Annotated in this window: 10 protein-coding genes and 1 CRISPR repeat array (1 of these 11 only partly in view); of the genes, 1 reads left to right on the forward strand and 9 read right to left on the reverse strand. The window is 33.1% G+C overall.

Going from position 1 to position 13,328, the window contains the following annotated elements; translation table 11 throughout:
* A CRISPR array of direct repeats spans positions 1-36; the repeat unit is 30 nt; unit sequence ATTTAAATACATCTTATGTTATGGTTCAAC; it begins 2,891 nt to the left of the window's first position.
* Between the two features lie 200 nt (positions 37-236).
* A complete protein-coding gene (locus I6U51_RS04525) occupies positions 237-1,010 on the reverse strand; it encodes an MBL fold metallo-hydrolase (protein WP_211141406.1) in 774 nt (257 codons plus the stop codon).
* A 54-nt stretch (positions 1,011-1,064) separates the two neighbouring features.
* Here I6U51_RS04525 and I6U51_RS04530 point away from each other — a divergent pair, with 54 nt between their 5' ends.
* Positions 1,065-1,532: an Lrp/AsnC family transcriptional regulator gene (locus tag I6U51_RS04530; protein ID WP_343069503.1), complete on the forward strand. Its 468-nt coding sequence runs from the start codon at positions 1,065-1,067 to the stop codon at positions 1,530-1,532.
* 184 nt (positions 1,533-1,716) lie between these two features.
* On the opposite strand, the gene I6U51_RS25025 is transcribed toward I6U51_RS04530, so the two are convergent.
* The 8 genes from I6U51_RS25025 to I6U51_RS04570 all read right to left on the reverse strand — a co-directional run bounded on the left by I6U51_RS25025 (position 1,717) and on the right by I6U51_RS04570 (position 13,298).
* A complete protein-coding gene (locus I6U51_RS25025; RefSeq protein ID WP_211141407.1) occupies positions 1,717-2,541 on the reverse strand; it encodes a methyl-accepting chemotaxis protein in 825 nt (274 codons plus the stop codon).
* 182 nt (positions 2,542-2,723) lie between these two features.
* Positions 2,724-5,930: a carbamoyl-phosphate synthase large subunit gene (gene carB, locus I6U51_RS04540; RefSeq protein WP_211141408.1), complete on the reverse strand. Its 3,207-nt coding sequence runs from the start codon at positions 5,928-5,930 to the stop codon at positions 2,724-2,726.
* A gap of 283 nt (positions 5,931-6,213) precedes the next feature.
* Positions 6,214-7,263 (reverse strand): carbamoyl phosphate synthase small subunit, encoded by a 1,050-nt coding sequence (locus I6U51_RS04545; RefSeq protein ID WP_211141409.1) that lies wholly within the window; start codon positions 7,261-7,263, stop codon positions 6,214-6,216.
* A 374-nt stretch (positions 7,264-7,637) separates the two neighbouring features.
* Positions 7,638-7,805 carry an aspartyl-phosphate phosphatase Spo0E family protein gene (locus tag I6U51_RS04550; protein ID WP_211141410.1) on the reverse strand — a complete coding sequence of 56 codons (168 nt, stop codon included), beginning with the start codon at positions 7,803-7,805 and terminating at the stop codon, positions 7,638-7,640.
* 121 nt (positions 7,806-7,926) lie between these two features.
* Positions 7,927-8,421, reverse strand: a complete 495-nt coding sequence (locus I6U51_RS04555) for a superoxide dismutase family protein (RefSeq protein WP_211141411.1) — start codon at positions 8,419-8,421, stop codon at positions 7,927-7,929.
* 172 nt (positions 8,422-8,593) lie between these two features.
* Positions 8,594-10,375 (reverse strand): stage V sporulation protein D, encoded by a 1,782-nt coding sequence (locus I6U51_RS04560; protein WP_211141412.1) that lies wholly within the window; start codon positions 10,373-10,375, stop codon positions 8,594-8,596.
* 435 nt (positions 10,376-10,810) lie between these two features.
* Positions 10,811-12,193, reverse strand: a complete 1,383-nt coding sequence (locus I6U51_RS04565) for a tryptophanase (RefSeq protein ID WP_211141413.1) — start codon at positions 12,191-12,193, stop codon at positions 10,811-10,813.
* 202 nt (positions 12,194-12,395) lie between these two features.
* On the reverse strand, positions 12,396-13,298 hold the full coding sequence (locus I6U51_RS04570; protein WP_211141414.1) for a LysR family transcriptional regulator: 903 nt from the start codon (positions 13,296-13,298) through the stop codon (positions 12,396-12,398).
* Between the last annotated feature and the right edge of the window lie 30 nt (positions 13,299-13,328).

The raw sequence follows: 13,328 nt of genomic DNA on the forward strand, positions 1-13,328 counted from the left end.
TTTTGTATTTAAATACATCTTATGTTATGGTTCAACCACTGTAAAACAGCCATTCTCTATTTTTATTATAACCTTTAAGCCATTGAAAACAAAGACTTCTTCAAAAATTTTCCCAACCGTTTTATCATCTTTAGAAAATCTAATAAAAAATCCCTTAGCGCATTGATTCTTAATGCCTAACAGGGACTTTTTATTAAAACAAGGTTGGGAAAACACATATTTTAATATAATATTATTTAAACTTCCTCTAAAAAACTATCACAGTTTATACTTTCTCCATCATCAGGCACATATACCTGTTCAACTAATGAGTGCTTTTGCAAGAAATCTTTTAGTTCTGATCTTGTAAGGGTACAATGATTCCATGTCTCCATATGAACAACAATAACCTTTGAATTAGGTACTTTCCTGCAAACATCATAAATGTCTTGTGTTGTCATGGTAATTGGATCTCCCTCACTAAACTTAGCTGCTCCAGCAAAAACAACAGTTATCTGAGGTTTATAGCTTTCCAATGCTTCTTCTACTTCTGGACACCAGATAGTGTCTCCTGCAATATACAAGGAAGGCTCATTGTGAGCAGTAATAACAAAGCCTGAAACTAATCCCATTTCTTTCCCAATCTTTCCTGTGCCATGCTGCCCCTGAGTGCGATTAAATGTGATACCTTCCCATATATAAGACTCTTCTATAGAAATAACCTCAAGAAATCCTTTAGCTTCTATTTTTTCTTTATCCACTGGCTGACAAAATACTGGTATATGCTTTGAAATTAATTGAGCTGCTGCTTCATCAAAATGATCTCTATGGGTATGTGTTAATAGAATCGCATCAACATTAATAAGGCTTTCAAAATCAACATGCAAATCTACAAGAGGGTTTTTATTGGCATTATAAACATTTGGTATAGCGTCCATAGTTCCTGCAGGACTTAGTATTGGGTCAACTATAATCCTTTTGTTATTAATCTTTAAAAGTAAAGTTGCATGTCTAATTAATTGAATTCTCATTATTTATACCTCCAAAGTATATGATATACTTATTATAGGTGATAATGCTATTGATTGGAGAAAGCAAAGTTACTCTATGGATTGAATGATGAAAGGAATTTAAAAATTATGCTTGATCAAACTGATTTTGAAATACTTTCTTTATTAAAGAAAAATTCTAGAATACAGTGGAGAGAAATTGGAGAATTAGTCCATTTAACAGGACAATCCGTTGCAAATCGTATTCGCAAAATGGAGGAGCTTGGAGTTATCCAGAGTTACACCGTTAAATTAGATCAAAGTAAACTAGGTAAGACTCTAATTGCTTTTATCACTATATTTATGAAAACTACTGATCATCTATCTTTCCAGGCTTTCGTTAAAGAAAAATCAGAAGTACTAGAAGCAAATCAAATTAGTGGTGATGGATGTTATTTGCTAAAAGTAAATGTGTCAAATGAAGAAGAACTTATGAATTTATTAGATGAAATTTTGAAATATGGCAACTATCGGGTTAATATATCTATTGGAAAAATAAAGTAATGCACTTGTAAATATTTCATATTTTTTATAAAAACAAGGTTAGGAAAACTTACATTAAATAACGAAAGGAGAATTCATCTGAATTAGAATTCTCCTTTTACTTAGCATTTTTCTAGTTAGATTCTTAATTATACGAAATATATATCTTTGAATCACTACCTTTAAAGATAACACAAATAACATTTTAATCCTTTATTCTGGTAAAGTGAACAAGGGTTTCTGCGCTTGAAGCTATCTCCTCTGTAGCCGTTGTAATTTCTTTAAATTTTACAGACTGATTATCTGCTATCTCTAAAATGCTATCTATTTGCTTCTTAATAAATTCTATAGATTTTTTCATTTCACTTAATTCTCTATATACGCTTTCACTGGATTCTTTACTGGTTAGAGAAAGTTTTCTCATTTCTGATGCTACAATAGAAAAGCCTCTTCCATGTTCACCAGCCCTTGCAGCTTCAATTGCAGCATTTAAGGCTAATAAATTAGTCTGTTGTGCTACATTTTTAATCATGTTTATTATTTTATCTGAATCTGCAATCTTTTTTTCCGTAGCCTTGGCAGATTCGTCTATGTTATTAATCATACTAGTTAGTTTTTCAATATCTACAGAGGCTTCATTAATGCTTGCACTTGTTTCCTCAATAGCACTAAACATACTTTCCGATGATTCACTTATTTTAACTTCATTTTCAATATTTATTGCATAGCCTACTGCTCCTATAACAGTTCCTTTTTCATCTCTTATAGGATAAGTAACCCCTTTAAATGGGAATCCATAGACTTCCTTTGGTACTATTGAAGATATTATTTTATTTTCCCTCATAGTCTGTTTCAAAGGATCGTTATCTGGTATTGGATCTCCAATTTTTATGTTTACTCTCATTTTATCACCAGGATAGTACCCTAAAAACTTTTCAGTATCAGTTACTGAAGTCATTATATCTTCCTGAATTATTTCTTTTAAATGTGGTAACACATCCATAAAGGATTCTAAAATTTTTTCTTTCATAACTCATCGCCCCTTTTTTTCTACTAACTAGCTTAATTATATACTTAATTAATAAAGAACAATTTAGTTCTACATTTAATACTATAATGTTATCGCATCTAAATATCAATTATTTAGTATATACTTATAATTTAAATTATTTAAAAGGAGAATCCCAACAAGTTGGAATTCTCCTCTTCTTTCTAGTTAGCTAGATCAAATACATCTAGCTCTTCATCTTTTATTCCTTTAATCCTAACATCTACCATAGCCTTGAAAGTGTCTAAAGCTGTTATGACTCCTATATTTCTTTCAATAGCTGCCCTTCTTATATGGAAGCCATCTCTCTTTGAATCGTTACCTTTAGTTGGAGTGTTAACTACTAAATCTACTTCTCCATTTTTAATTACATCTATTATATTAGGATGCTCTTCACTAAGTTTTCTAACTTCTCTTACTTCTACATCAGCATCTCTTAAAAGCTGTGCTGTTTTTGAAGTTGCTGCAAACTTGAATCCTAGCTTATGAAGTTCTTTTGCTATTGGCAAGAACTCTTGCTTATCGTGATCATTTATTGTAGCAAGTATAGTTGATCCTGCTTTGTTGGTGAACATGTTAGCTGCTACAAATCCTTTATATAAAGCTTCTTCTATTGTCTTTCCAACTCCTAAAACCTCTCCTGTAGACTTCATTTCAGGTCCTAGTGAAACTTCAACCTTTGGAAGTTTTTGTGTAGAGAATACAGGTACCTTTACAGATACTAATTCTGGTTCTTTGTATATATCTACACCATAACCTAAGTCTCTTAATTTCTCTCCAAGCATAACTCTAGTTGCTATATCTACTATAGGCACCTTACTTACCTTGCTTATATATGGTACAGTTCTTGATGCTCTTGGGTTAACTTCTATAACGTAAAGCTCCCCTTTAAACTCTATGAACTGAATATTTATCATTCCCTTTATTCCTATTCCTAAAGCAAGCTTTTTAGTAAACTCTAGTATTTTTTCTTTTATATTAGAACATATATTTTGACTTGGATACATGGTTATACTGTCCCCTGAGTGTACTCCTGCTCTTTCAAGATGTTCCATTATTCCTGGTATCAATATATCTTCTCCATCGGATATAGCATCTACTTCTATTTCTCTACCCATAAGATACTTGTCTATTAGTATTGGATTCTTCTTATCCTTTTGGAAGGCATTTGATAGATAGTATATAAGCTCCTTTTCATCGTAGGTTATTTCCATACCCTGGCCCCCAATTACGTAAGAAGGTCTTACAAGTACTGGGAATCCTAACTTTCTAGCCTCTTCTAAGCCATCTTCTACACTCCAGATTCCCTTTCCTTTAGGTCTTGATATTCCTAGTTTCTCAAGCAGAGCATCAAACTTTTCTCTATCTTCTGCCATATCTATCTGATCTGCAGTAGTTCCGAGCGTAGGTATATTCTTTTCCTTTAGGAACTCGGCAAGCTTAATAGCTGTTTGTCCCCCGAACTGAAGAATTACACCATTAGGTTTTTCTTTTTCTATTATGTTTAATACATCTTCTTCTGTAAGAGGCTCAAAATATAATTTATCTGATATATTAAAGTCGGTACTTACTGTTTCAGGATTATTATTTACTATTATTGTTTCTATTCCTAATTTTCTAAGAGCTATTACACAGTGTACTGAAGCATAGTCAAACTCTATACCTTGACCTATTCTAATTGGACCTGATCCTATAACTATAACTTTCTTCTTATCTGAAACCTCTACTTCATCGTAAGTTTCATAAGTTGAGTAGTAATATGGCGAAAGTGCTTCAAACTCTCCTCCACAGGTATCAACCATTTTGTATACTGGAGTTATTCCCCATATGTTTCTAAGTCTATATACATCTTCTGGGCAAACTCTTAGCATATCTGCTATTCCTTTATCGGAAAAGCCTTTTCTCTTTAATTTATATAGCCATTCTTTATCTAAATCACCTATTTTGCTAAGTCTTAATCTCTGCTCTTCTTCCACAATCCACTTAAACTTCTCAATAAAGAATTTGTCTATTCCTGTTATTTCTGCAACCTTATCTATTCTATAATCACGTCTTAGCATTTCAGCTAGGGCAAATATTCTTTCATCATCTGGAGTGATTACTCTTTCTTTTAATTCTGCCATACTTAATTCTCTAAACTTTTTATGCTCCAGTGAGTATTTTCCTATTTCTAAGGATCTTATTCCCTTTAGGAAAGCAGCCTCAAAATTGCTTCCTATGGACATTATCTCTCCTGTTGCCATCATTTTAGTTCCCAAAGCTCTGTCTGCTCCATGGAATTTATCAAAAGGCCATTTTGGAATTTTAACTACTACATAATCTAATGATGGTTCAAAACATGCATAGGTCTTTTGCGTAACTGCATTTTTAATTTCATCTAATCCATAACCTAGTGCAATTTTTGCAGCTAATTTAGCTATTGGATATCCTGTAGCCTTTGATGCTAGTGCAGAAGAACGGCTTACTCTTGGATTTATTTCTATTACTGCATACTCGAAGGAATGTGGATTTAGTGCAAACTGTACATTACATCCTCCTTCTATTCCTACAGCATTTATTATATCTATCGATGCACTTCTAAGCATCTGATATTCTTTATCTGATAAGGTTTGGCTTGGTGCTACAACTATACTGTCTCCTGTATGAATACCTACTGGATCTATATTCTCCATATTACATACAGTAATGCAGTTTCCAAAGCTATCTCTCATTACTTCATACTCAATTTCCTTCCATCCCTTGACACTCTTTTCAAGAAGTACTTGACCTATAGTACTTAATTGAAGTCCTAGTGCTAAAGTCTGCTCTAATTCTTCTTCGTCGTTAGCTATTCCACCGCCAGTTCCCCCTAGGGTATAAGCTGGTCTAACTATAACTGGATAGCCTATTTTATTTGCAAAGGCTTTTCCACTTTCCATGTCAGTAATTATTTCGCTTTGTATAACAGGTTGGTTTATTCTATTCATCATATTTCTGAAAAGCTCTCTATCTTCTCCTTCTTTTATGGATTCAATAGATGTGCCTATAACTCTTACATTGTATTTTTCTAGTATACCTTTATCATAAAGCTCTACAGCTAAGTTTAAGCCTGTCTGTCCTCCCATTCCTGCAAGAAGGCTGTCTGGTCTTTCTTTTGCCATAACTTTCTCTACAAATTCTACTGTTAAAGGTTCTAGATAAATCTTATCTGCTACTTCTTTATCCGTCATTATTGTAGCTGGATTGCTGTTTATAAGTACAACCTCTACTCCCTCTTCCTTTAAAGCTTGGCAAGCTTGCGTTCCTGAGTAATCAAACTCCGCTGCTTGACCTATAACTATTGGACCTGATCCTATAACTAAAACTTTCTTTATATCTCTATTTAATGGCATATTGGCTACCTCCTGAATTTTAAATTTATAGCAACTTATAAAAATAATACGACGTATTATTTTTTAGAGGACAGTTGACAGTGGACAATTGACAGTGAAGGTAAGTTTTCTTCCTTGCGTCAGAAAACTATTATATTTCTAAGTTTAAGCTCGTTTCGCTAATGCGAAACATTGCATTATATATATTAAAGATTTTTCGAAGCACAGCGGAGAAAAATCCTCATTCACTGTCCTCTGTCCACTGTCAATTGTCAACTTGTAAAAATTTTGTGACACAAAATTTTTATTCTGCGTATTCCATAAATCTATCAAATATATAGTCGCTGTCCTTTGGGCCTGGGCATGCTTCTGGATGGAACTGCACTGAGAAAATAGGTAAACTATTGTGCTTCATTCCTTCTATAGTTTCATCATTCATACTTACATGGGTTACCTTCATATTATCTGGCAGTATATTTACGTAATATCCATGGTTTTGAGAAGTTATATGAACTCTGTTTGCTTCCAAATCTTTAACAGGGTGATTACATCCTCTATGTCCAAACTTAAGCTTTGTTGTTTTTCCTCCAAGGCTTAAAGCCAAAAGTTGATGTCCTAAGCATATTCCAACAATCGGTTTTTTACCTACTAACTTCTTTATATTTTCTATAACATCCGTTAAATCCTCTGGGTCTCCTGGACCATTAGATAAGAATATCAAATCTGGGTTTACACTTAAAACATCTTCAGCCTTTGTATCTGCTGAGAAAACTGTTACTTTACATTTTCTATTTAGGAAGGATCTAACTATATTCTGCTTTATGCCAAAGTCCATAATAGCAACGTGTTTTCCACTTCCCTCTACTACATACTTTTCTTTAACAGTTACATTTTGCACCGCTTCTCTATTAGAGAAGGCTTCTATTTTATTCTTAACTTCTTCATGAGAAACATCTTCTAAAGTTATTATTCCTTTCATAGTTCCATTGTTTCTCAGTATTTTAGTTAAAGCTCTTGTATCTATTCCTTCTAATCCTATAACCTTATTTTGTTTTAGGTAATCTTCTAATTCTAATTCAGATCTAAAATTACTTGACGCATTGCATTTTTCTCTGACAATGAATCCTTTAACCTTAGGAGATTTTGATTCCATATCTTCTAAATTTATACCATAGTTTCCTATAAGCGGATAAGTCATTGTGACAATCTGACCATAGTAGGATGGGTCTGTAAGAATCTCTTGATACCCTGTCATTCCAGTATTGAATACAACCTCTCCAACACTGTCCTTTAGGTAGCCAAATGCATTTCCTTGAAATGTTATTCCATTTTCTAATATAAGTTTTGCTTTCATAAATAGACCTCCTCAATTTGCTATAGTAAAAATACACTTTTTGTTGAAGGCCTTTCTTTATTCAAAAGAAAAGGGTAATAAGAAGATTAAATTTTAAAAATTAATCTTCCCATTACCCGTTATAGTTATAGTATTCACCTTTTTTTTCACACAACAAAAAAATATCATCATAATTATACCTCTTCCTGGCCTCACAGGACCAAATTAAAGTGTATTTTTTACTTTATTTTCACAGCTAATTTTAATTCATATTTTCAAAACTGTCAAGAGCTGATATTGCACCTTGATTTTAAATATTATTTATTATGGTAGCTTAATTAGACTTACACTTTCTATATTTACTTATTACTTCTCCTATTTTCATTATCCTCACTTTATCTTTTAATATTTAAAAGTTTATTGTACTCATTTAAATACTTGTCCAATTCTTGACTAAGTGAAATTAACTCTCCATCCGTTAAAAATTCTTTTTCCTGAATCATTTGACATATTAAGCCTCTCAATTCTTCTATCTTTGATAATAATTCTTCCATAATTAACATAATGTCCTCACTTTCTAGCAAATATATTAAATGTACGATTATTGTGCTAATTTTAGGGGGGTACTAAAAATAAAAATATAAAAAAGCCGGAAATCTAATTCCAGCTTTTTTATATTTTTAGTTAGAAATACATACGAGGCATTGGTTGGGGAACATTTTGATAGACTCTAATTACTCCGCATGCAATGCGTTTACCAGATGCACCTGCTGGCTGTGTACGATAATCATCTGGACTCTCATGTATTATTACTGTTTTACCTATTATGTCTCTAACTCTAAACTTGTCTGTAAAAAATGTCATTCTAGCATATCCATTATTAGAGAAAAGTACTGGAAAATCTCCAGCATGGTTCCCATGAGGTTGTTTTGTAGGATTCCAGTGTTCTCCAGCAGAAGCAAATGGATTCTTAGGGTCTCCTATATTGCAGCTTCCACCTTCATGTATATGGAATCCATGAGGACCAACCTGTGGCGTTCTAGCTGTACCTGGTCTATATTTAGGAAGTCCTTTTACTTCTACCTGTACTTCCACACCGCCAGGAACATCTCTAAAATATACAACACCATTAAGGCTTGGAGCCAGATTCCCTCCTCGTATTTGAGCTACAGCATTCATGTTTTACCTCCAGTTTTTAATCCATTATCATTATATGCAGTAGCCGCTAATATGGTTCCACCGAACCTTGTTTCTTTATATACGCCTATTTCGTTAATCCATGGAGTAGATTTTGGTGTGCTAATATAGGCAGGCTGATAGTATATCTACCAGCCTGTTGTTGTATGCCTTACTATTTTCCTAAAACATTTTCCTCGCCTTTAATCGCCATATAGTTAAATATCTGCTTAAATAATTCTCTTGCTACAGGAGCAGAAACATCTCCGGCATAGTAATTTGAACTATCTGGTTCATCAACACTTACTAAAATTGTTATTTTAGGATCACTTACTGGAGCCATGCCTGCAAAAGATGACATGTATACTCCTGGAGCATATCTACCAGTGGCAGGATCTGCTACTTGGGCAGTACCTGTTTTTCCTCCAATGTTTAATCCTTCTACAAAAGCGTTTTTACCTACACCTTCAGTAACAACCTTTTCTAAATCTCCTCTCAAATTAGCAGCTAAATTTGTATCAAAAACCTTCTTTTTATTATAATCGCTAAACTCTTTATCAATAGTCATCTTATTACTATCATCAAGATGAGCAATGCTCTTCATAACGTGAGGTTTTACCCATGTGCCTCCATTTGCAATTGCGTTGAAAGCTGCCATATATTGGACCTGAGTAACTCCTAAGCCTTGTCCAAAAGCTATTGATGCTAAATCTACTGCGTTTACTTGGCTTGCTTTTCTCAAAATTCCTGGTGATTCTCCTGGCAAGTCAATACCGGTCTTCTGTCCAAATCCCATTTTTTGTGCAAAAGCTAGAAGCTTGTCCTTACCCAATTTGTTTCCCAACTGAGCAAAGCCTACATTGCAAGAGTTCTTTATTATATCTACAAAACTTTCATTACCATGACCATCTAGATTCCAGCAGTGAATTACTGTAGTTCCTATTTTTATGCTTCCACCGCAGGCATATCCATCATTTATGCCTATATTATTTTCTAAAGCATCAGCAGCAGTTATAACCTTAAAAATAGACCCCGGTTCAAAAGTATCCTGAACGGAAGGGTTTTTCCAGATGTTGCTTTCCCCTTTAGAACCTTCCGAATCCTTTTGTGGCTTACTAGGATCATAACTTGGTTTACTTGTCATTGCTAGTATTTCACCATTTTTAGGATTCATAACCATAATATTTACAGCTTTTGCTTTATTATCAACTACAGCTTTTTCTGCTGCCTTCTCTACATAGTCTTGAATTGTTTCGTCTATGGTTAAAATAACATCTTTGCCATCTACAGGCTTTACATACTGTTGATCTTCATAAGGAAGCTGATTGTTTTTTACATCTTTTTCATAAGTTAGAGTTCCCGGAGTTCCGGAAAGTTCTTTATTGTAACTTAGCTCAACTCCTGAGATACCTTTACCTTCATAATTAATACGACCTAACACATTAGTTAAAAAATTGTTATTTGCATAATATCTTTTTGTATCTGGTGAAATAACAATACCTCTAATATTTAGTGCCTTAATTTTATCTACCTCCGCCTTTTCAACTTGCCTTTTTAATATGGCAGAACTAGCTGGCAAACCACTTGGTAATGTAGTATTAAATATTTTAATTATATCTTCCTTTTTCATGTTGACTATTGGAACAAGCTTATCTGCCAGTTCATCAAAGGTCATGTTTTTATTTTTCAAAGTATCTTTCAATGTTATTAAATCTAAATCTATCTGATAAACATTAACGCTTATAGCTAACTCATTATTGCTTCTATCTAATATTCTTCCTCTTTTGGCATTAATTTGTATTTCACTTTTTTGTTGTTCATAGGCTTTACTTTTATACTTGTCCGCTGTTACTGCCATTACATAAAAAAGTCGTCCTACTAATGAAAAAAATATAAAGAATAAAAATATGAAAATGATCATAAATCTATGTTTTAAATTATTTTTTTTATTTTTCATCTTAAGCTCCTTTGTGCTTTAATATATGTGCTATTATTAATATCGTTTAATTGGTAGCTTCACTTTATTTTAACAAATTCTCTGACTCACTACAACGAAAAAAAATAGAGACATACAACTTAATATATGTCTCCACAAGACTAGGAATGTTTTAATCTATTCTATATTCTTTTACATATTTTATTATACAGACTCTTTGTGACAACTATGTTACAATATTAAAATAATTTATAGGAATTTTATCTACTCTATGCCATGCATTCCTTCTTTTTCTTTAAGTAATACCAATTACAAAAATGTAAAGAATTATTCTAATACAATTCTTTTAGATATACATCGAGGCACAGCTCCAAACAATAAAATAAATAGGTAGCCCCAAAAGAGACTACCTATTTTAAATGCACAATCGGTATTTATGCCTTCATAAGTTTATCTTTATTCAATTGACTCTAAATATGCTTGGAAGTGACGAAGAATCGGTGGCTCCCATGTAATCTTATAGCCTTTAACGGATGCTGCTCTTTCTTTAATTGCAATCAAAGCATCTGCCATAATATCAATATGCGCTTGAGTATATACACGACGTGGAATTGCAAGTCTTGTAAATTCAAAGTCAGCTTTTAATTGCTTCTTCGTATCAGGATCATTACCCAACATGTAAGAACCTATATCACATGTACGTATTCCCGCTTCTCTGTACAACTCAATTGCCAATGCTTGGCCTGGGAATTCGTAATATGGAATATGTGGGAACATTGCCTTTGCATCTATGAATACACCATGACCACCTACAGGTGCTTGATATGCAATACCTGCATCATCTAAACGCCCTGCAAGGTATTCCATTTGGCCAATTCTATATCTTAAATAATTCTCATCTAACCCTTCATACAAACCAATTGCTAAAGCTTCAAGGTCACGTCCGGATAAACCACCATAGGAAATAAATCCTTCAAAAGAAATGGTTCTACCTTTAATTTTTTGGAATAATTCCGTATCTTCTTTGACACCAAGTAAGCCACCCATATTAACAATTGTATCTTTTTTAGCACTCATTGTAAAAGTATCTGCATAACTAAACATTGTCTTAATGATTTCTTTGATAGACATATTCTTGCATTCTTCCTCACGCTGTTTAACAAAGAAAGCATTTTCTGCGTATCTAGCAGCATCAATATTAAAGAGAATACCATATTTTTTACAAATAGCTGCTGTCTCTCTTACATTTGCTAAAGAAACAGGTTGTCCCCCTGCAGAATTATTAGTAATTGTCATAACAACAACGCCAATATTTTCAGGACCATATTGAAGAATAAGTTTTTCTAACTTCTCTGTATCCATATTTCCTTTAAAAGGTACTCTTAAAGATGGGTCTGAAGCTTCCTCTACAGTACAATCAATAGCTCTAGCTCCTGATAGTTCTACATGCGCTCTTGTTGTATCAAAGTGCATATTAGAAATTGAGTATTTTCCCTCGCCTAATAAAATTGGAAAAAGTACTTTTTCAGCAGCACGACCTTGATGTACAGGTTGAATATATTCATATCCAAAAATATCTTTACCTGCGTCAACCAGTTTATAGTAACTGCTTGAACCTGCATAAGCTTCGTCGCCTCTCATTACTCCTGCCCATTGTTCCTGGCTCATAGCATTGGTTCCGCTATCTGTTAAAAGGTCAATATAACATTCTTCTCCTGCTAAATAAAACATATTATACTTTGCTCTTTTAAGTGCTTCTTCCCTTTCTTCTCTTGAAAGAACTTTTATAGTTTCTACCATTTTGATTCTAAATGGTTCTGGAATATATTTTACGCCCATTTACTATTACCTCCTTTAATTTTCCACAATAATATGTCTTCTCAACATTTTATGTTTTTTTGTTTAAACTCTTCTTACTGATAAGGTAATAGTAACACTTTTCTGTCAATTTGAATAAGATATTCTATTTATATTTCAGTTATTACTATTATTTATAACAACTGTATAGAAAACTAACTTTCAACCTGGCCCTCTATATTTACTAAAATAGTTGCTCCAATATTTCAATAAAATCCAACACTTTCACTGGAAGATTTTCTTTTTTTCGCTTAATCCACCCCATGCTTATCTGTATATTACAATTCGCAATTGGTATAGCTCTCACACCAATTTCTTTTTCAAGTTCTTTATCCCATGCAGTTTCTATACAAACCATATCTGTCATGTTCAAAAGTCTTAATCGTGTAAAATAGTCATTGACAAACATTGTTTTTTCAAATTGGGTGAAATGTATTCCATCAACTTCGAATAAATAAGATAAGTTAGAGAAATAATCATCTGGAGAACGCATAATAGTGCAGTCAACAAGCTGAGACATTTCTATGGTTTCCTGATTATACAAAGGACTACTTTTCCCAACATGTGCATACCATGTATTCTTTGCAAGCTCATGGTATTCAAGATTCTTCGACTCCAATAGATGCCGAACCTCTTTTTTTTGAACATCATTAATCTCTATTATGCCAATATCTGATTGAAGGTTTGCCACACTTTCAATGATATTTTGTACTCTTTCTTCCTTTAACGTCACCTCAATATATTGTTCCTTATTTCTATTATGAAATTCTCCCAAAACCTTATATAATATGGGACATGGGTAGGCAGCCACACTTATACTATTAGGTATTTCTTTAAGCGCAATACTCTGAATCATATCCACCTGTTTATGAATTGTTTTTACATATTTATACAACTTATATCCGTCTTCTGTCAATTTCACTCCTTTATTAGTTCGTTCAAATATCTTAATTTTTAATTCACTCTCTAGATTTCGGATAGCCTTACTCAGATTAGGTTGGCTAATGTAAAGCTCTTCAGCAGCCTTATTCATACTATTTTTCTCAGCAATTTTTTCAAAGAATATTAACTGTTGTAATTGAATCATAAACGCCCTCCTTACTGCACCCTTACTATA

It is taken from the genome of Clostridium aciditolerans (assembly GCF_016316925.1).
GTDB classification, from domain to species: Bacteria; Bacillota; Clostridia; order Clostridiales; family Clostridiaceae; genus Clostridium_AM; species Clostridium_AM aciditolerans.

Coding starts and splice junctions, on each gene's coding strand:
- carB (WP_211141408.1), bottom strand. CDS start 5,930: ATGCCATTAAATAGAGATATAAAGAAAGTTTTAGTTATAGGATCAGGT.
- I6U51_RS04555 (WP_211141411.1), bottom strand. CDS start 8,421: ATGAATGCTGTAGCTCAAATACGAGGAGGGAATCTGGCTCCAAGCCTT.
- I6U51_RS04525 (WP_211141406.1), bottom strand. CDS start 1,010: ATGAGAATTCAATTAATTAGACATGCAACTTTACTTTTAAAGATTAAT.
- I6U51_RS04565 (WP_211141413.1), bottom strand. CDS start 12,193: ATGGGCGTAAAATATATTCCAGAACCATTTAGAATCAAAATGGTAGAA.
- I6U51_RS04550 (WP_211141410.1), bottom strand. CDS start 7,805: ATGTTAATTATGGAAGAATTATTATCAAAGATAGAAGAATTGAGAGGC.
- I6U51_RS04570 (WP_211141414.1), bottom strand. CDS start 13,298: ATGATTCAATTACAACAGTTAATATTCTTTGAAAAAATTGCTGAGAAA.
- I6U51_RS25025 (WP_211141407.1), bottom strand. CDS start 2,541: ATGAAAGAAAAAATTTTAGAATCCTTTATGGATGTGTTACCACATTTA.
- I6U51_RS04545 (WP_211141409.1), bottom strand. CDS start 7,263: ATGAAAGCAAAACTTATATTAGAAAATGGAATAACATTTCAAGGAAAT.
- I6U51_RS04560 (WP_211141412.1), bottom strand. CDS start 10,375: ATGAAAAATAAAAAAAATAATTTAAAACATAGATTTATGATCATTTTC.